The 19,013-nt window shown below is 46.8% G+C and carries 18 protein-coding genes; 13 read left to right on the top strand and 5 right to left on the bottom strand.

The window, feature by feature from the left end; all coding sequences use genetic code 11:
• Positions 1-81: 81 nt before the first annotated feature.
• Together BLS14_RS28910 and BLS14_RS28915 are read right to left on the bottom strand one after the other, a co-directional pair.
• Positions 82-405 carry a hypothetical protein gene (locus tag BLS14_RS28910; protein WP_064642206.1) on the bottom strand — a complete coding sequence of 108 codons (324 nt, stop codon included), beginning with the start codon at positions 403-405 and terminating at the stop codon, positions 82-84.
• A 113-nt stretch (positions 406-518) separates the two neighbouring features.
• Entirely contained in the window at positions 519-1,463 is a 945-nt protein-coding gene (locus BLS14_RS28915) for an alpha/beta hydrolase fold domain-containing protein (RefSeq protein ID WP_090955235.1), read from the bottom strand.
• A 249-nt stretch (positions 1,464-1,712) separates the two neighbouring features.
• Here BLS14_RS28915 and BLS14_RS28920 point away from each other — a divergent pair, with 249 nt between their 5' ends.
• Complete coding sequence (locus BLS14_RS28920) at positions 1,713-2,702, top strand: phosphotransferase enzyme family protein (RefSeq protein WP_090955237.1); 990 nt, start codon at positions 1,713-1,715, stop codon at positions 2,700-2,702.
• Positions 2,703-2,798: 96 nt separating this feature from the next.
• Here the strand turns inward: BLS14_RS28920 and BLS14_RS28925 are convergent, their stop codons facing one another.
• The 3 genes from BLS14_RS28925 to BLS14_RS33630 form a co-directional block, all read right to left on the bottom strand.
• The gene (locus BLS14_RS28925; RefSeq protein WP_072735677.1) at positions 2,799-3,788 is read right to left on the bottom strand and encodes a DUF4003 family protein; all 990 of its coding nucleotides are present in this window, start codon (positions 3,786-3,788) and stop codon (positions 2,799-2,801) included.
• A gap of 210 nt (positions 3,789-3,998) precedes the next feature.
• The gene (locus BLS14_RS28930) at positions 3,999-4,394 is read right to left on the bottom strand and encodes a hypothetical protein (RefSeq protein ID WP_072735676.1); all 396 of its coding nucleotides are present in this window, start codon (positions 4,392-4,394) and stop codon (positions 3,999-4,001) included.
• Between the two features lie 237 nt (positions 4,395-4,631).
• Positions 4,632-5,003 carry a DUF6713 family protein gene (locus BLS14_RS33630; protein WP_338020313.1) on the bottom strand — a complete coding sequence of 124 codons (372 nt, stop codon included), beginning with the start codon at positions 5,001-5,003 and terminating at the stop codon, positions 4,632-4,634.
• A 164-nt stretch (positions 5,004-5,167) separates the two neighbouring features.
• On the opposite strand from BLS14_RS33630, the gene BLS14_RS28940 reads away from it, so the two are divergent.
• The 12 genes from BLS14_RS28940 (at position 5,168) to BLS14_RS28995 (ending at position 18,997) form a co-directional block, all read left to right on the top strand.
• Positions 5,168-7,141, top strand: coding sequence for a serine hydrolase domain-containing protein (locus tag BLS14_RS28940; RefSeq protein ID WP_090955238.1), 1,974 nt, complete (start codon positions 5,168-5,170; stop codon positions 7,139-7,141).
• Between the two features lie 54 nt (positions 7,142-7,195).
• A complete protein-coding gene (locus BLS14_RS28945) occupies positions 7,196-7,870 on the top strand; it encodes a response regulator transcription factor (protein WP_063567131.1) in 675 nt (224 codons plus the stop codon).
• A complete protein-coding gene (locus BLS14_RS28950; RefSeq protein ID WP_063567132.1) occupies positions 7,867-9,228 on the top strand; it encodes a HAMP domain-containing sensor histidine kinase in 1,362 nt (453 codons plus the stop codon). The genes BLS14_RS28945 and BLS14_RS28950 overlap by 4 nt, the downstream gene beginning before the upstream one ends.
• A gap of 229 nt (positions 9,229-9,457) precedes the next feature.
• The gene (locus BLS14_RS28955; protein ID WP_090955239.1) at positions 9,458-10,309 is read left to right on the top strand and encodes a helix-turn-helix domain-containing protein; all 852 of its coding nucleotides are present in this window, start codon (positions 9,458-9,460) and stop codon (positions 10,307-10,309) included.
• Between the two features lie 173 nt (positions 10,310-10,482).
• Entirely contained in the window at positions 10,483-11,349 is an 867-nt protein-coding gene (locus BLS14_RS28960) for a DUF6923 family protein (RefSeq protein ID WP_090955241.1), read from the top strand.
• A 45-nt stretch (positions 11,350-11,394) separates the two neighbouring features.
• The gene (locus BLS14_RS28965) at positions 11,395-12,762 is read left to right on the top strand and encodes an ABC transporter substrate-binding protein (RefSeq protein WP_176854830.1); all 1,368 of its coding nucleotides are present in this window, start codon (positions 11,395-11,397) and stop codon (positions 12,760-12,762) included.
• Positions 12,763-12,889: 127 nt separating this feature from the next.
• Positions 12,890-13,780, top strand: coding sequence for a carbohydrate ABC transporter permease (locus BLS14_RS28970; protein WP_090955243.1), 891 nt, complete (start codon positions 12,890-12,892; stop codon positions 13,778-13,780).
• A gap of 22 nt (positions 13,781-13,802) precedes the next feature.
• Positions 13,803-14,711, top strand: coding sequence for a carbohydrate ABC transporter permease (locus tag BLS14_RS28975; RefSeq protein ID WP_090955245.1), 909 nt, complete (start codon positions 13,803-13,805; stop codon positions 14,709-14,711).
• A gap of 14 nt (positions 14,712-14,725) precedes the next feature.
• Complete coding sequence (locus BLS14_RS28980) at positions 14,726-15,580, top strand: metallophosphoesterase family protein (protein ID WP_176854832.1); 855 nt, start codon at positions 14,726-14,728, stop codon at positions 15,578-15,580.
• The gene (locus tag BLS14_RS28985) at positions 15,577-16,785 is read left to right on the top strand and encodes a Gfo/Idh/MocA family oxidoreductase (RefSeq protein WP_090955249.1); all 1,209 of its coding nucleotides are present in this window, start codon (positions 15,577-15,579) and stop codon (positions 16,783-16,785) included. The genes BLS14_RS28980 and BLS14_RS28985 overlap by 4 nt, the downstream gene beginning before the upstream one ends.
• Positions 16,782-17,303 carry a GNAT family N-acetyltransferase gene (locus BLS14_RS28990; RefSeq protein ID WP_063567138.1) on the top strand — a complete coding sequence of 174 codons (522 nt, stop codon included), beginning with the start codon at positions 16,782-16,784 and terminating at the stop codon, positions 17,301-17,303. Before BLS14_RS28985 ends, BLS14_RS28990 begins: the two co-directional genes overlap by 4 nt.
• A 314-nt stretch (positions 17,304-17,617) precedes the next feature.
• Positions 17,618-18,997 carry an amino acid permease gene (locus BLS14_RS28995; RefSeq protein ID WP_063567139.1) on the top strand — a complete coding sequence of 460 codons (1,380 nt, stop codon included), beginning with the start codon at positions 17,618-17,620 and terminating at the stop codon, positions 18,995-18,997.
• The last annotated feature ends 16 nt before the right edge of the window (positions 18,998-19,013 follow it).

The raw sequence follows: 19,013 nt of genomic DNA on the forward strand, positions 1-19,013 counted from the left end.
TACGCATCAAAAGAATAGCAAGCCTTTAATCAAGGCGGGTTAAGCAGACGAACTGCAGACCGGCTTTTTTTCTTGTTTATTTTATTTATATTGAAGAATCTTACGAGAGACATCAATCCGCATTAGCTTTAATTTGAACCATTGCTCCTGTAAAGACTCAGTCTGGTAACCCTCTGAAGCGACTCTCAGCTTGCTGAAAATGTCTACCAGTTGTTTGTTGATCCGATCGTAGCTTGTAAGCAGCTCACGGAGCAGTATCGCTTTTCGTTCTTCCTCCAGTAACGCGTCCTTCTGATCTTGAAGCTTCCTGAGAATATCTTCAGCCCATTCCGAGTCTTCTATGGTACGGGCATAATTATATAAGTCCAAATAATCGTTAACCCAAGTTTGTGTCAAAGAATCCATGGCGTTATTCACTCCAGTCAGCTACACTTTTCTATATACCGAGTATTATACCCGGAATAATACAATTTACAAGGGCTGAATATGATTTTTCTGGTTTTTTTTCAATAGTCGTCTCATATATGCATTTCATGTGATGCATGCTTAATAATATTAATGATTTTGTGCTCTGCATCCTTGGCTTCAGGAATAGGGTAAAGCACAAAGACATGATTCATTTTGGGATATACAAAGGTATTATGGTCAATGCCCTGGTCGGTAAGCAGTTTGTCGAGCTTCATGTTGTCGGGAAATAAACCTTCATGAGTTCCGATGAAAATGGTAATCTTTCCGAGTCTTTTGAAATCTCCATAGATTGGACTAATCAGTGGATCATCCAGATCTTTATCTGCCGCCCATATTCTTCGAATTACATCATAGCCTTCCACAGCCAGCATCGGATCTCGGGTCTCATAGTCGAATATGACCGGGTTGTCCAGAACCATATCCACACATGGAGATAACAAAATGATATCTTTGGGTTGAGGAAGAAGATTCGTCTTGATGTAATGTGCAAAGCTAAGCGAAATATTTCCTCCCGCTGAATCTCCCATAATGGTAAGTTGTGCAGGACTCTTTATCGATTCAATGATTTCACGGTATAAGTTCAAGAGTCTTGGATATGTATGCTGGTAGTTGAAATGAGGCACTTTGGGATAGATGGGTGCTATAACTTTGGCATTCAACGATTGTGCGATGCGGTCCATGAACTTCCAATGAAAGGTTAGAGGCTGGTGCGTATGAGCGCCGCCATGTATATATAGAATCACTTTTTGGTCAGCAGACATCTGGTCATTCAAAGTAAATACCTGCATGTCTTCAAAGAAACGTTCGTTTACTGAAGAGATTAATTTAACCTTACCCAGCTCATAAGGCTTAGTGTTCTCTACACCCATGTGTTCCAAGTGCTTCAGGGTGTTTTCTCGCGTGGATAAATTCTTCTTGCTATCTAAAGTTCCAATGTATTTTTCTAGTAAATAGCTCTTGAAAGAGCGTTTTTTGTTATATATATTTACACTCATCTGTGCGCCGCCTCTCATCCATAAAGTATGTTATCCACAGTATAAAGCCTGAAGTATACTTCAAGGTCAAGGCTGGGAAAGTGATTGGTGCGCATAAAAAAGGCGAAATGAATTCAGCTAAGGATTCACCCAATTAAATATATATTCTGGAAAATAAATTAAAAATATACTATGTTATAGGTTGATAGATGAAGGGATCATTTATCTGTAACTATAGTGATGATCATATCAAACTGAAGGAGCATACATATGTTCAATCAAGCGACTGCTTTACGTTCTGTGCTCAACCCTAAATATCTGGAGTTTGTATTGAGTGATCAATATGACATCGGATCGTGGGAAGAATGTTTATTTTGGCTGAGAGGGTTAAATGATACCTACCGGGTAACTACATCCACTGGTATGTTTATTCTTCGTGTCTACCGTACTGAAATTACGGAGGTTGATGTTCAGTACGAACTCTCCCTGTTATCTCAATTAAAGGGCATTTTAGATTCATCTGTACATACCGATATTGGAGAACACATCGAGAAGAAAGATCATACTGGATATACGGTGTTGGAGGCCGCGGAAGGCAAGCGGGTTGCTGTGATGTTTCGGTATATTGAGGGTATCGAAAACAACCTTGAAGATGAAGAGTCGTGTTACGCTTTTGGTCAGTCTGCGGCTGAGCTGCATAAAGCGATGGACCAAGTGGTATTGGAGCAGCCTCGATATGAGTTGGATACGAAGTTTCTCATTGACGAGCCTCTTGAACGAATCATCAACTACATCGGTGAAAAAAATGAAGCAGCATTATTTCTAAATACGTTTGCTAGAGAGTTAAAAGAAAGAATCGGCGTCGCATCCAAACTAGGTTTGGACAAGGGGCTGTGCCATGGCGATATGCATGGGAACAATAACGCTTTTCAACAGGGCAATCAGTTCATCCATTATGACTTTGAGTGGGCGGCTAAAGGCTGGCGTGCCTACGATCTGGCGCAGGTGAAGGCTCGAAAGAGACAGTCTGGTGAGCAAAAAGAAGTGTTATGGAGTGCGCTCATGGCAGGATATCGTTCAGTTAGAAGCTTCTCTACCGAAGATGAACAGGCTGTTGATCTCTTTATTTTCGCTCGCCGATTCTGGGTTATGGGTCTTGATGTTGCTTTTATCGAAAGTGATATGGGTGCGCTGGATTATGGTTCGGATTGGCTCAATAGTTTCGTAGAAGAGTTCCGGGATACGGGAATTGTTAAGTAGTGATGGCTTACAGCAATTGGATTCAAATGAAGAAGGCCTTCTGGATGGTTCCAGAGGGCCTGTTTTATTTTGTAAGATGCATGTCATGACCTTTACTTAGTTCGATGAAGTCGAAGCTACGACGGCAGCCGATGTTGCAGCAGCGGCCATGGCGGCCTGTTGGGCAATGATAATGTTGGTGATGCTGGTGGAGACCGTCGTGGTCAGGACGCCGTTTCGAAGATCCTCCACATATTGTACAGCCACCAGCGAGGACGAGAGCAGCAGCAATTCCTGTTTGTTAATTGACCAGGCACCAAAGCCCTTCTGTGTGCGTAACCATTCATACGTTTCCTCAACTTGTTCTACTAGCGTATCTATGTCAGCGGGCAGTAAGGAGAGGATCCCCAGAGCCGGCAGGGTGTACATTTTGTCTAATCGTATTCCCCGTCTGCGGAATGCTTCATTTAACGCTATCACATGAGCGCCCGCCTCCGGATTATCATCGCCTAGGACCAGCACCTGCGTTAATGCCTGCACACTATTGCCCGGTGAGAACTCAGGTTTTAATTCTGCATAGAGCTGCTCCATACGGGTCACACCGGATTCTACGTCGAGATCGGAAAGGGCCAGCATGGCAGCGAAAATATAGTCGTCCTGTCCGGTAAGAAAGCGGTGTTGGGCTTTCATGTGATCATAAAATGCTTTGGCTCGTTCGACCTTAAGCTCGAATTGGTCAGGCGCCGCGTGAGCTGCAATCTGATAGGCGGCAATAACCAGAAAATCGGACGTACGAAATTTCACTTTTTTCAGCAGATCATAGATAAAGAGAGTGTCTTCCAGTTTCTTTTCCTGATCTGTTGTAAGCGAGAGTAAGGTAGCGACGCTGATCGCCGAATTTCCTCTGAAAGCCGAGAAGAGATTGGTGTTTTGCTTAATCAATTCATGACTTTGACGAATAGCCTCGCCATCAGCTTGTTTATTTTCCGCTGCATATAATAGGGCTGCCAGACGGTGCATCATCACATTTTGCCATTTGAATGATTTCTTGATGATCTGAGTGTTGGTAACGAATAATTCGACTCGTGCAGCATGTTGCTCTTGCATAAGCAGACCTCCCGAGTGATTGGACCTTTTCTCCAGTTTACTATAAATGGGGCCTCACCGTTCACAGAAAAAAAGCACCCCAACAGAAGTTTATGGATTCCTTGGCAGGCTCCAATTTGTACTTCTAAGAGGTGCATTTTTGATTTAACTGAAAGAGTTCATGTATTTAAATCTTCATATAAGAATAGTTACTATGTGTTCGTTGTATTGTTAATTGAAAGAAATCGTGTAGGATACGGAAGGGTACAACGTCGTGGACGCGGGTACGCGTTCTACCACAGTGACCAGAGTGCCAGGATTGTAGTAGGCTGAACCGCCGGTGTAATTGTTGTTGTTTACGATGGCTGTCCCCAGATCGATTGTCGTATTATTGTAGCTCCAGTAGTAGTGCAGTTGAAGTGCATTGGCTGCGGAAGCCGTAATTTTTACGCTTGTACCGGTGGTTTTGGCATTAGGGAGAATGTAGGCGTATCCTTGACCAGCAGTGAGCGTATTGGAATAGCTGCCTCCATAACTTACGATGGCGGGATTAGCTGATGCGGTCAGGCCAAACATAAGGGATATGCCCATAAAAAACACAAACAAGGTGCTGCTAAGTTTTTTCATCGATACCTCATCCTTTCAAAATGAAATGTTTTAAAGGGTAACCTCAATAAAACGAAAACCTTTTCGAAGTGGATGGAGACATCCTCCTTTTTTCAGTTTATGTTAGCGTTAACATTCCTGACGGCTATAATATATACCAATAAAATACAGTTGTAAATAGCGGAAAAGAGTATACAAAAAATGACCGCTTTAGGCGGTCATACGGTTTCTTATTTCTCAATGTACGATCTAATGAAATTACAATAATAACGCTAACAAATGGATGGCCCCAATAATCCCCATGGGGTAAATGAATGATCTGGAAAATGAATTCTTAAATTCATTACGAGGGTGTTTTTCGAAAAATAGGTGCAGTACCGCATGAATGATGAAAAATATATCCAGCACCCAGAACGTAATCGTTTGATATGAGCTGAAAAGCAGTGCGAGTATGACGGTGTAGAGTGGTAGGTGAACGAATGTGAAGCATTTATAGGCTTTTTCATCTTCCATATCTTTCAGTACCATAAACAATTTCCACTCAGATCGTCTAATGGCGTCCATTTCGTGCAATAGAAATAAAGATAAATTAAACAAAAATAAGACTAGTAAAAAGTCAGGCATACCCATTCTCCCTTTCTTATTCAACCTTCCCCTATCTTACTAAAGCCAATTATATTTGGCAAAATATGACTAAAAGGTTCACGCTCCGTTCATATGTTCTTGATATGCTCTCGAAAGAAAGCCGAGGAACAGTGATCAACACAAAATATACGGAGTGGTGGAGGTTTGTTATGTCATCGTCGATAAGGAAAATGGTTTGCAAAATGATGTTACTGGTATTGTTGGGTGCTACGCTAGGGGCAACTTGGTTAGGGATGAAAGCTCCCGTATCAGCAGAGGCTTACTCTTCCGGATTGAGTTCTGGTACACAAGAGAAGGGAATCGCTGTTAACCTGGATAACAAAGAACAGCTAGCAGCATTCATTGATGGGATTATGGATGTTCAAATGGATTCTTTACAGATTCCGGGTGCCGTCATTTCGATTGTGAAGGATGGGAAGATTCTGCTCTCCAAAGGGTACGGACATTCGAACATCGAAGAAAATAAACCCGTTGATCCCGAGACCAGCCTGTTTCGGATTGCGTCGACCACAAAGCTGTTCACATGGACCGCAGTGATGCAGCTGGTTGAGGAGGGAAAGCTTGATCTGGACACTGACGTTAACACCTATCTGAAAACGGTGAAAATACCACCAACCTATGCGGAACCAATTACGTTACGTCATCTCATGACCCATACGGCAGGCTTTGAGGAAGGCGGTGTTGGATATCAGATTACCACCGATCCAGAGAAGCTCCCCGTCTCCATTGCAGAAACAATGGCAAACCATATGCCAGCTCGGGTCATGCCTCCAGGCGCGATGCTGGCATATTCCAACTATGGTGCCTCACTCGCCGGACTTATCGTCGAAGAAGTTGGTGGCATTGCTTATAATGACTATATACAGAAAAATATATTTGATCCGCTGAGCATGAAGCATGCTACGGTGGAGGAGCCTGTTCCGGCATCGTTGAAGCCTTATGCCGTACTTGGATATGCCCGAGCTAATGGCGAGTATGTAACCAAGCGTCCTACGTTTGAAGGTGGCTTCCGACCTGCAGGATCAGGCAGTGTCTCGGCGAATGATATGGCTCATTTCATGATTGCCCATTTACAGGACGGACAATATGAGGATAAGCAAATTCTCAAGCCGGAAACCGCCAGGCTTATGCATTCCCCGGCATTCCAGTTTGACGAACGTTTACCCGCCATGGACTTGGGATTTTATGAGTTGAACATGAATGGACTGCGTGTGATCTCTCATGGAGGTGCCGACGAGCTATTTAATACAGCGCTTTATCTTGTACCAGACCAACAAGTCGGCATATTTGTTTCCTATAGTGGAGGGGACGGTGGAACGGCAGCAGGAGGATTGGCGCAAGCCTTCTTTGATCGTTACTATCCTGCCCATATTACGAATCAGCCTGCTGCAACCTCTATTGAACTGGGGGAGCCTCTGGAGAAATATGCAGGTTCCTATCAATTTACACGTCGTAATCACACGAAGATCGATAAGTTTTTCAGTTTTCTGACTCAGATCAATATTGAGGTTTCGGATAACCGGCTGTCGATTGGAAGTGGTGCAGATCAGCAAGTATACACTCCGATTGGAGTGAATCTATTCCAGGAAGTCGGCGGCAAGCATCAGATGGGATTCCGTACGGATACAGAGGGCAAGGTCACGTATCTGTTTCTGGATATACTCAACCCCATGCCACTGGAACCAACCCCGTTAATTAATCAATCGAAGTTCTGGCTTCCGTTGCTCGGTATCTCGGCCGTTCTGTTCATTACCGTACTACTGGGAGCTGTTTATCGTAGACGCAAAATCAAAGCGATGCCAAGGGCACAGAAATGGGCAGTCCTGCTGTCGGTAGTTACGTCCGTGTGGTCATTGGTGACCTTGGGAGCTACACTTCTGGTGATGAACTTAGATCTGATCGATCGACTCAGTCATATTCCACTATCTCTACGTCTTTATCTGTTCATGCCTCTGATTCTTGTGGGATGGAGTGTGGCAATCGTAACGATGAACGTTCTGGCATGGAAAAACAAATATTGGACGTTACCTAAGCGTGTGTATTATACGTTCGTAACTCTAGCAGCAGTAACCTTATGTTTATTTTTCTATCATTGGAATCTGTTGGGCTGGCATTTTGGTTGAACCCTCCACCCAGGTGGAAGAGGAGAAGAAATATATTGGAGGCATGCATTTGATATGACCCAAATCCTTGTCGTGGACGACGATGTGCACATTCGTGAGCTGATTACCTTGTTTTTGCGGAATGAGGGATTTGAGATCGTGGTGGCTAAAGACGGTGCAGAAGCATTGGATATTGTTGAGAAATCCCCAATTGATCTGGTTATCCTCGATATTATGATGCCAAAATTGGATGGTTGGGAACTATGCCGGGAGATCCGGCGCATGGATCTGAATATGCCGCTCTTGATGGTTACGGTAAAAGGGGAATCGGCTCAGAAAGTGAAGGGATTCCAGCTTGGAACAGATGATTATTTGACGAAGCCCTTCGATCCACTGGAGCTTGTGATGAGAGTGAAAGCATTGCTGAAACGGTATCTGATTGTCTCTTCCCAAACGATTCAATTGGGGGGCATTACACTGAATCGCCGCAGTTTTCAAGTGATTCGAGGGGAGGAGACGCTTAATCTGCCTTTAAAGGAGTTCGAATTGCTGTTCATGCTGGCGAATCAGCCTGGGCAGATATTTACCCGGGAACAGCTAATTACGAAAATCTGGGGGAGCGACTATGAAGGGGATGACCGAACGGTTGACGTTCACATTAAGCGATTAAGGGAAAAATTCGCTGGTGATGCCCACCATTTTCAGATTGAAACGGCCCGAAGTCTGGGCTACCGGTTAGTGATCACATGATCAAGACCTTATACGTTCGCATCATTATCACATTTCTGGTTGTCATTATTTTCAGCCTGCTGTCGTCTTTCCTCATAGGGCTCTTTCTGTTCAAAAAAGAAGTAAACCATCTCGGTCAGAATGACATGATTGCAACAGGTGAGGAAATGATACGTCTCTATGAACAAACACACCCGGAGGACCGGGAGGCATTCATTAAAAGTATGGTGAAGATATCCACCTATCCCATTCATCTATATGATGTTTCCGGCAACGTAACATACTATGATCTGGACAATACGGAGACCGTTCAAATTGCACCAGAGGTGGTTCAAATGGTATTGCAGGGTCAGGTCTATCGTTCTCCGGCTGAGGTGGATCAGACCTTTATCGGTCTTCCTTTCCCATTCCAAGGGAAGCCGCAAGCCGTGTTTATGCAATATTCCCCGCAGAACGAAAATATCATTAATCGGATGGTCCTCCTGATATTATTACTCGCACTGTTTATCGGAAGCCTATGTATTTTTATTGCTGCAAGGTACTTGGTGAAACCGATTCAGGTATTGACTCGTGCAACCAAACAGCTGGCGAAGGGTGATTTTGACGTGGAAATCCAAACGAAACGTGTGGACGAAATGGGAGCTTTGACACACAGCTTTAATGAGATGGCGAGTGAGCTCAAACAGTTGGAACAGATGAGACAGGATTTTGTTTCCAATGTATCTCATGAGATTCAAACCCCGCTGACCTCTATTTCCGGTTTTGCCATGGCGATGAAAAATAGTAACCTAGTTGCTGAGGCTGATCGTAACTATTACCTCGATATTATTATTACGGAGAGTGGACGGCTATCCAGACTTAGCGATAATCTGCTGGAGCTTGCATCTCTGGACTCCGATCATCATCCGTTCGAGGCGGCTACCTATAATCTTGATGAGCAAATCCGGCAAATTATCGTTACTTGCGAGCCGCAGTGGTCCACTAAAAATATTCAGGTTCATCTGGAGTTGGCAGAACCGATTCAAGTTACAGCAGATCGGGATCAGCTCGATCAGGTTTGGATGAATCTGCTGGGGAACAGCATCAAGTTTACGCCAGCAGGTGGGCATATTCATATACGGACGCACCAGTTAGAGAACAAAATTCTCATCACGATAACGGATACGGGCATTGGAATAGCGCCAGAGCAGCTGGATTATGTGTTTGATCGGTTTTATAAAACAGATCTGTCGCGAAACCGCAGCATCAGCGGTAACGGTCTGGGCCTTGCGATCGTCAAGAAAATTGTGATGCTCCATCACGGAACCGTCGAAATGAAAAGCCAGGAGGGTGAGGGTACGACGGTGCTGGTTCATCTGCCTATAGATTCTATTGCATGATTGGACAGCATCGAGACGATTAGCGAAGCTAAGGTAACCATTATCATAAGCATAAGAATAATCGCTTCAAACGCGCCACGGTTGGCGTGTTTTTTTATTTTCGCTGAATATTTAGATCAAACAACAAAGCAGTCAGCTGGCTCCACCTTCGAAAAAGACAAACTCTTTTACCCACAGTTTATACATCCCGCATAGTAGATTGCTAACGTGATGAAAAGGGGTGATAAGGATGAGAACAACCGAAAGAGCATATCCTGCTGACAACCAGCCTGTACTCACGAGCCATACCCTGGGATGGGATCATCTGCAGGTGTCCCGGTGGCCGAGTCCTCAGCATGCTACCGGGGGGCTTACCGGAACGAAGCATCAGATTGCCATACATTGTTCGGCTTACTATGAGAACTATTACACCATTCACATCCTGCCTGCTGGAGAACCCGTTCTCTGTTCCTGGGGAAAGGCCTCCCTGTATTTCCTGCAGATCGAAATTCCGCCTTCCTATCTGGAGCACATCGCACGTGAATCGGGACTGCTGAAGGAAGGGTATATTCAGTTGGAACTGAAGTATTATGTCAAGGACCCCAAGCTGCTGCAATTAGGACTCTGGTTGCTTGAAGAGCTGCAGAATGGAGGCAGACAAGGAAAGATATATAGTGATTCACTCTCCAATATGCTCATCCTGCATCTCCTGAACCATTATTCTCAGGTATGCACGAACAGCACTCCCTCCAGAATGACGGCCAATCAGGAAATTTATCAGTCCATAGAATATATGAAAGAAAATTTGGAGGCGGAGCTCTCCATCCAGGAGCTTGCTGACAAGGCTGCCCTTAGCCTGTCCCATTATATTCGGCTGTTCAAACAGCAGACGGGGCATACACCGCATCATTATCTGATTCGCCTGCGGATTGAACATTCCAAGCTGCTGATCAGCAAGGGAGAGTACGGGCTGAAGGAAATTGCCGACCGTGCCGGTTTTTCCGATCAGGGTCACTTCACAAGAATGTTCAAGCGGATCGCTGGAACGACGCCCAAACAGTATATGAACGAGGTTTCTTCGAACCGGATCATTCTAAAATGATTGTTTTGTTCAATAAAAACCGCATTTTGTCCAACAGACGTGCTTGGCCTGAAAGCTACAATTAGTTTAAGCCGATCGGGCAGTGAATCCCGCTGGCTAAAACGGGGGTCACTGCTTCTATAATGGACGAACCATTATTGGAGCAGACCTACAATTCAGGAGGCGTTAATATCATGAAACTGAGAAAAGTGTCAGGCTGGGTTTGTGCGGGAATGTTAAGTGCAGGTTCTCTTACATCAGGAGCATGGGCGGTGCCCGTATCGGCCGAAGCTGCGGAAAATGCGGTATATGCTGCACAGGCCGCCGAATCTTGGCATGAGGTGTCCAAGCAAACCTTTTGGCTAACGGATGCCTTTGAGCGCGGACAAGGGGTCACAACAGATGGAAACTCATGGATTTTCAACTCGCAGCTTGGTTTATTAAAGACGGCACTGGACGGAAAGACGGTTCAGAAACGAAATGCGGCAGCAATCCCGGCTGAGATAGCAGTGCAGGGCGGTGACCACATTGGTGACATTTCCTATTACAACGGGTTGATTTATGCTCCTATTGAAGATAGCAAGAAATACGAACATCCCTACATTGCTGTCTATAATGCCTCCACACTTCAATATACCGGAACCTCCTATGCGCTTCCGCTGAACCTTCATCCCGGTGGTGTGCCATGGGTAGCCGTAGATGCCGATCGCGGTCAGGTCTATACGGCCCAGTGGAACAATGCCCCGGTGCTGAATGTGTTTCGACTCAGTGACATGTCCCTCATCAAAACCGTACCGCTTAGTCAGACGATTGATCGTATTCAAGGCGCAGAGATATATAATGGTGCGCTGTATGCCTCCTCCGATAATAATTCCAAGAAATCCGTCTACCGGATTGATCCGGATACCGGAGCTGTCACGCTGGCCTTTGACCGGAACCTCGGAAGTAGTAATGAAGCGCAAGGCATCACTGTACTTCCAACAGCCGAAGGTGCTGTCCTGCATATCCTTGATGTAGACTCCAACCGTGTAAGCATGAATTTCAGACATTATGCATTTTAAACAGAGCCAACAGGAACGCTCTGCACATATGAGGGGAGAAAACAAATGCTAAAGCAGGGGAAAATGGCGCTGATTGCGCTGGGGTTAACGTTAATGCTGGTCGGGTGCGGTCAGGGAGGGGGTAATGCAGCTGATACCAAGGCGGGTACAGGTACAACGGCTTCGACAGCTGATGCAAACACCACTTTGGATCAGACTCCCAAGGAGCCGGTTGAAATTTCGTTCTATTACCCGGTTAACGTAGGTGGGCCACTTACAAAGGTTATTGACGGGATGAGCGCATCTTTTATGGAAAAATTTCCGGATATTAAGGTTAAACCGGTCTATACCGGAAACTACGGAGATAATACGATCAAAATTCAGGCAGGTGTACAGGCCAAGCAGCCGCCAGATGTGGCTGTTATGATGTCGACTGAGCTGTACAGCATGATGAACACGGACGCGATTATTCCTCTGGATGATTTTATCGCCAAGGATGCGGAATATAACAAGGATGATTTCTATCCGGCCTTTGTGGAGGATACCCAAGCGGATGGACATACGTACAGTGTACCGTTCCAGCGAAGCACAATTATTTTGTATTACAACAAAGATATGTTCAAAGCTGCTGGTCTGGACCCGAATAAGCCGCCGACAAACTGGGATGAGCTGGTGGAATATGCCGGGAAGCTGAATCGTGATGGACATACAGGGCTGGAGATTCCGGGGAATGATGACTCCTACTGGATGTTCCAGATGCTTGCCCGCCAAAATACGAGCGACCCCAAGCAGAGCATTATGGGGGACGACGGCAGGAAGGCCAATTTCAATACGCCAGAGAACGTCGAAGCTCTGCAATTCTGGCTTGACTTGTCCCATAAGTACAAGGTAATGCCGGAAGGGGTTATTGATTGGGCGGCTACGCCAACCGATTTTATTGAAGGTAAAACGGCTATGATGATGCACACCAGCGGCAACTTGACGAACGTGAAAACCAACGCCAAATTCGATTTTGGTGTAGCCTTCGCACCAGCCAATAAGCAATACGGATCGCCTACGGGCGGGGGGAATATGTATATTTTCAAAGATACCACACCGGAGAAACAGGCAGCGGCTTGGGAATTTGCCAAGTATATGACTGCTCCGGAACAGGCTGCACTGTTCAGTTCTTCATCCGGCTATGTCGGGGTTCGCAAATCCACCTACGATACGGATGCCATGAAGGCGTACACAGATGGATTCCCGCAGGCACTCGTGGCCCGCGACCAGTTGCAGTATGCGTTCCGGGAGTTATCCACGCATAATCACGGCAAGGTGTCCTCCGCACTGACCAACCAGATTCAATCCGCGCTGGCTGGCAAAATCGATGCGGCCAGTGCATTGAAGGCCGCACAAGAAGAAGCGGATCGTGTGCTCGCTCCTTTTAACAAATAAAGCTGCTGAATTAGAACCTTCCTCAGTTATGATCCTGGCGGGAAGCCATTACAGTACTTCCCGCCGATATTTCTTTCCGCAGTTGCAGGGATGTAAGGCGCAGATTGTACAAGGAGGAAAATCGTGCATGAATACCCGCTGGAACGAAAAGCTTAGGCGGAACGGGTTTGGGTGGGGACTTGTGTTACCATCCCTTCTGTTTCTTGGCATGTTCACCTATTATCCAATGCTTAAATCGGCATGGCTCAGTCTATTTGAGCATAATTTGGCCGTTCGTATGCCCGTATTCGTAGGAATGGACAACTATAAGGCATTGCTGCATGATCCTGTTTTTGTTGAAGTGTTTCGAAATAACATCTGGTTCGCGGTCGGTACGGTTCCCGTCTCGATGGCGCTGGCCTTTGTCATGGCGTTGTTCGCAGATAAAGCGATCCGGGGCAAAGGTGTGGTCCGTATTGCTTTTTTCTACCCGAATATGATTCCAATGATCGCCGCTGCGAGCATTTGGCTGTTTCTTTATATGCCTCAGTTTGGTTTGTTTGCCCGGTTTGCTTCCTGGTTCACAGGAAGCGAGGTTAATCTGCTTGGCAATCCGGATACGGTGCTTGGCTCTCTGATTGTGATGACTGTCTGGAAGGAAGCCGGATATTTCATGATCTTTTATCTGGCTGGCCTGCAGCAAATTCCGAAAGATCTTTACGAGTCGGCTTCAGTAGACGGGATTGGCGTGTGGACGCAGCAGCTGCGGATCACCATTCCATTGACGATGCCCACAACGCTGTTTGTCACCGTCGTCGCGATTACGAACGCCTTCAAATGGGTGGATCATCTGTGGATGATGACCAAGGGAGGGCCGGATCATGCCAGCAGCCTGCTTCTATATTATATCTATGAGACGACTTTTAGTTTCAATGACCAAGGGATGGCGGCGGCAATGACCGTGGTAATGATCGTTCTGCTTCTTGTCATATCCTGCTTTCAGTTTGCGGGATGGGAACGCAAAATTCATTATCAGTAGAAGGTGAAAGGGGATAGGAATCATGAAAAATGCTGCCGAGCTGTCCTTGTCCGCTACATTGCGGCCAGAAAAGGCCAAGCAGTCGCTGAACCGGAAGTTTCGATCCGCAAAGCGCCGCCGGATGGCCGGACAAGCGTTGTGGCATGCAATTATGCTGTTGTTTGCTGCCGCTTGGCTGATTCCGCTAATGTGGATGCTGCGCAATGCCTTTCTTCCAAAGGATGCGTCCATTGGCGCAGGTTGGTCCTGGGATTTTACGCTGGATAATTTCAGTCGGGTCTGGCAAGGGGCACCGTTCGGACAATACATGTGGAATACTCTACTTGTAACCTCTGGAATATTTGCAGTTCAGATTGTTACATTAACCCTGGCCGCATATGCGTTTGCCCGCGTTGCTTTTGTTGGGCGCCAGTTTGTCTTTATGCTCTTTCTCGTCCAGATAATGGTCCCATCGGATGTACTCATTTTCTCCAACTACCAAATCATTAACGAGTTGGGACTGCTGGATACAAAGATCGGTATTATGCTGCCTTATTTTGCTTCTGCGTTTGGCGTTTTCCTGTTAAGGCAGGCCTTTAAGCAGCTTCCGAACGAACTGGATGAGGCTGCGCGTGTAGAGGGTTGCTCTTCACTAGGCATTTTGCTGCGTATTTATATGCCGCTGTCGAGGCCCGTCTATCTTTCGTTTGCGATCGTTTCCATCAGCTTTCACTGGAACGATTTTCTTTGGCCGCTTATTGTGACGAATTCCCCGGAAAATCGTCTGCTGACTGTAGGACTGGCGATGTTTGCCAAATCAACCGAAGCAGGTGCTCAGTGGACGGATGTCAGCGCAGCAACCCTGATTGTAACGGCGCCGATGCTGATTGGCTTTCTGTTGTTCCAACGGCAGTTTATCAGTAGCTTTATGCATTCAGGCATCAAAGGATAAGGGAGATTATGATAATGAGACTGATTGTAATGGGCGATTTGCACTATTCTAGCGAGTTGGTAGAGGTGGATGATCAGATGATTCAGGCCAGGGAGGCTTTCTATACCGGTTATCTGTCAGAGTTTTTGGCATTCTCCGCTGACTATCATCTGTCTATTGGTGATCTGACACATGCCGGCGAACCCTCGGAGTTCGATTTTATTATGAGCAAGGTTAAAAGTGAGCTATCGCAAGGTGAATTTTTATATGCGTTTGGCAATCATGACACGCATACCTGTTCCAAGGTCGATCTTCAGGCAAGGACGGGACAGCATCGCTATCTGGCCATTGAAGAAGAGGAGGCAGTGCTGCTAGTACTAGACACTGCGCGTGAGAATCCCGACCATTGGGGCGGTATGATCGATGAAGAGCAACTGAACTGGCTGCGCGAACAGATGAACAGGTACGGACCGAAGCCGCTGCTCGTGTTCGCCCATCATCCGGTATACGCTACAACGGCCAGATCCACGGAGCCGATGATGTCTCTTGATGCAGCACTCGATATCTGGTCGATACTGAATGAACATCAGGGACCGGGCGTTTTCTTTAACGGACATAATCATGTTCAGTCTGTCTTCCAACGTGATCATTGGCATTTCGTACAATTGGCAGCCGTAACGGATATCCCTGCGGTGCTGCTCGTGAACCTACAGGAGCAGCAGTTGAGCATCAATACTATTTTGCTGAAGGGGACACCGTATCAGGAGCTGGCAAACATTTTTGTCAAAGGCATGTATGATTATGAACCGCATCCTGATGCCAAAGGCGACGGCCATTCGGCAGAACTGATTGTGTCACTATCCTCTCAGAAGAAAGGGATGACGCGATGACCCGCAGGCGGGTAAGGCTGGCTATAGTCGGAGGCAACCGGGGGGCAAGCTTTCTGAATGCCTTGCATTCTCTGGCTGATCGTATTGATCTGACGGCTACTTGTGATTTGAATGAACTGGTTCTGGAGCAATGGAAAGGGATTTTTCCGGGGATCAGAACGTATAGCGATTATTCGGAAATGCTGCAGGACGCTTCTATTGATGCCGTCTTTGTAATTAGCCCCATGCATATGCATGCTCGACATTCCATTGATGCACTGAACGCAGGCAAGCATGTGTTAAGTGAGGTGATTGCTGTGCAGTCGCTTGAGGAAGCCTGGGAATTGGTCGAGACGGTGGAGCGCACAGGTTTGAAATATATGATGTCAGAAAACTATTGTTTCTCCAGGTCCAATCTTACGGTTAATTACATGGCGCAACAAGGGTTATTCGGGGAGATTACCCATGTTGAGGGTGGCTATATTCATGATTTACGTCATCTGATTCATCATCCGGACGGCTCACTTACTTGGCGAGGACAGCTCCACCAAAATTATAACGGGGTCAATTATCCGACGCATTCGATTGGGCCTGCCGCGCAGTGGATCGGGCTGAATAAACCGGGAGGAGATCGGCTTAAAAGCATCTCGACGCAAGTTTCCAAACCGAGGGCGTTGCAGAATTATTTTAGCGAGCAGTTTGGCAAGGACCATCCTGCTGCCCGTGAAGGTTACTGGAGTCAAGGGGATTCAGCCGTCGCCGCGCTGGTGACCGAGAATGGCGTTCTGATTACGCTGCGTATCGACTGGGTCTCCGTCCGGCCGCATAATAAAACTCATTACATGCTACAGGGAACTAGGGGAGCCTACTTGTCCGCGCGTCATCCCTATGAGGAAGATCTCGTATGGCTGCAGAACCGCTCTCCGGTAAACGGAGAGGATGGCTCAGAAGTATGGGAGAAAATGTCCTGTTATCAGCCTGAATATGATCATCCCAAATGGAAGCAGTGGGGTCACTTAGCGGCGGGCACGAAGCATGGTGGGGGCGATTTTCTGGTGCTGGAGGAATTCATCTCGGCGATTCAGGAAAACCGCAGCCCGCTGGTTGATGTGTATGATGCCGTGACCTGGAGCGCGGTCTTTTTCCTCTCGATGCAATCCGTGAAGCAGGGCGGGAACATGGTTTCCTTTCCAAACTTTAGAGTAAAGGCAGGCTTTACAGGATGAGGGATGAACGCTCCAAGCTGGTCATGAAAAAGGATACTTTGGCAGATCTGCCGCAGCTGGACATACCGGAAGGCTACAGCTTGAGATCGTTTCAATCCGGTGATGTAACGGAATGGGAGCATGTGATCCGAATTTCTTTTGCCAGGGAGATTGCCTTCGGCGACAAGATCGGATTTCAGCCGCCGTTTTTGCCCGAGAAGATTCTGTTTCTCTGTTATCAGGGGCTTGCCGTTGCCACTGCTGTAGCATGGGAGAAAGAGGACAGGGATATCGACTGTGGATATCTGCATATGGTGGGTGCTCTGCCGGGGCACTCCGGGAAAGGGCTTGGATATACCATTGCACTAGCGGCCTTGCACCGAATGAGAGATGAGGGGAAGCAAGCGGCCCTGCTTGAGACGGATGACTTCAGGCTCCCTGCAATTGCAATCTATCTCCGATTGGGATTTGTTCCATTATTCATGGAGGATGGACACAGTGGCCGTTGGGAAAAGGTATTCAACGAACTGATGCGTTAACTTGGCATTCAGAAAGGTTTTTGTCATTTACGTATTGCCCCCGAACGGAGTTATTAGGCGGTACTGTTATTCGCTCAAGCCTTGTGCCAGCTAAATCATTTCACCGTATATCCACTAGTGCTTCGCGGCTGGTGGATTTTTTGTATAGCAGTTACCTGTTGCGAAAACGCTGACCCGCCAAAGACGTGTAACATGATTTTGTGCACTGAATCCGCTTCCTTACATTCCTTGTTGTATTTCTGTGGCACATCTCGTACAATTTGGTGAAGTAATTCTGCATTGCGTTAATGTGGATGTGAAAAGGGGAGAATCGTTTGGAATCAAAGCAACTATCTAGAGGGCTAAAGCCCCGCCATGTAGAGCTGATTGCACTCGGAGGTACGATCGGGGTCGGATTGTTCATGGGATCGGCAAGTACTATCAAATGGGCAGGTCCTTCGGTGCTGCTGGCCTATTTGCTGGCCGGGATCATTATCTTTTTTGTCATGCGTATTATGGGGGAAATGTTGATTCAGGAGCCTGTCACCGGTTCATTTGCCACATTTGCTCATAAGTATATCAGTCCACTCGCCGGGTTCCTGACTGCCTGGAGTTACTGGTTCCTCTGGGTAACGGTTGGTATGGCGGAAGTCACCGCGATTGGGATTTATGTAGGCTACTGGTTCCCGGATATTCCACAATGGCTGCCTGCCTTGGCTGGGGTGCTTATTATTGCAGCAGCGAATCTGGCAGCGGTAAAGTACTATGGAGAATTCGAATTCTGGTTTGCACTGATCAAGGTGATGGCAATTGTCTTCATGATCGTGATCGGAACCGGACTGATCTTCTTCGGCTGGGGGAACGGAGGACAGCCCATTGGGCTATCGAATCTGGTGAGCCATGGCGGATTTTTCCCAGGAGGGATCAAAGGTTTCCTCTTTGCCCTGTGTATCGTAACGGCTGCATACCAGGGCGTTGAAATGGTAGGGATTACGGCAGGTGAAGCGGAAAATCCGAAGATCACGCTGCGTAAAGCGATCAAAAACATCGTGTGGCGTATTCTCATTTTTTACGTTGGGGCCATTTTTGTCATCGTGACATTGTATCCTTGGAATGAAGTGGGAGAGACGGGAAGTCCGTTTGTACTGACGTTTGCCAAAGTCGGGATTGTCGCTGCTGCGGGAATTATCAACTTTGTTGTGCTTACCGCCGCGATGTCGGGATGTAACAGTGGGATCTATAGTGCAGGACGTATGCTTTACACGCTTGCGGAGAATGGACAGGCACCGGCCTTTTTCAAAAAGCTGTCCAAAGGCGGGGTTCCCCGCAACAGTATTATCATCACGATTTCCTTGCTGCTGGTGGGTGTGGTGCTCAACTACCTGATGCCGGACTCCAAACTGTTCCTGTACATCTATAGCGCAAGTGTTCTTCCGGGGATGGTTCCGTGGTTCGCGCTGGCCTTCAGCCAGTTCAGGTTCAGAAAGCGTTGGGGCAATGAGATGGCTGAACACAATTTTAAATCCAAATGGTTCCCAATCAGCAACTATATCATCATCGTATATCTGACGCTCGTTATTATCGGTATGGCATTTAACCCGGATACGCGGTTACCCCTCATTGTTGGGGCTACATTTATGGCGATCGTTGTGATCGGATATTTCGTTTTTGGCATAGGAAAAAGACAGCGGGTAGATGAAGGCGAAGATCACTAACCTTATATTATAAAAT

The sequence above is a fragment of the Paenibacillus sp. OK060 genome (assembly GCF_900101205.1).
GTDB lineage: Bacteria > Bacillota > Bacilli > Paenibacillales > Paenibacillaceae > Paenibacillus > Paenibacillus marchantiae.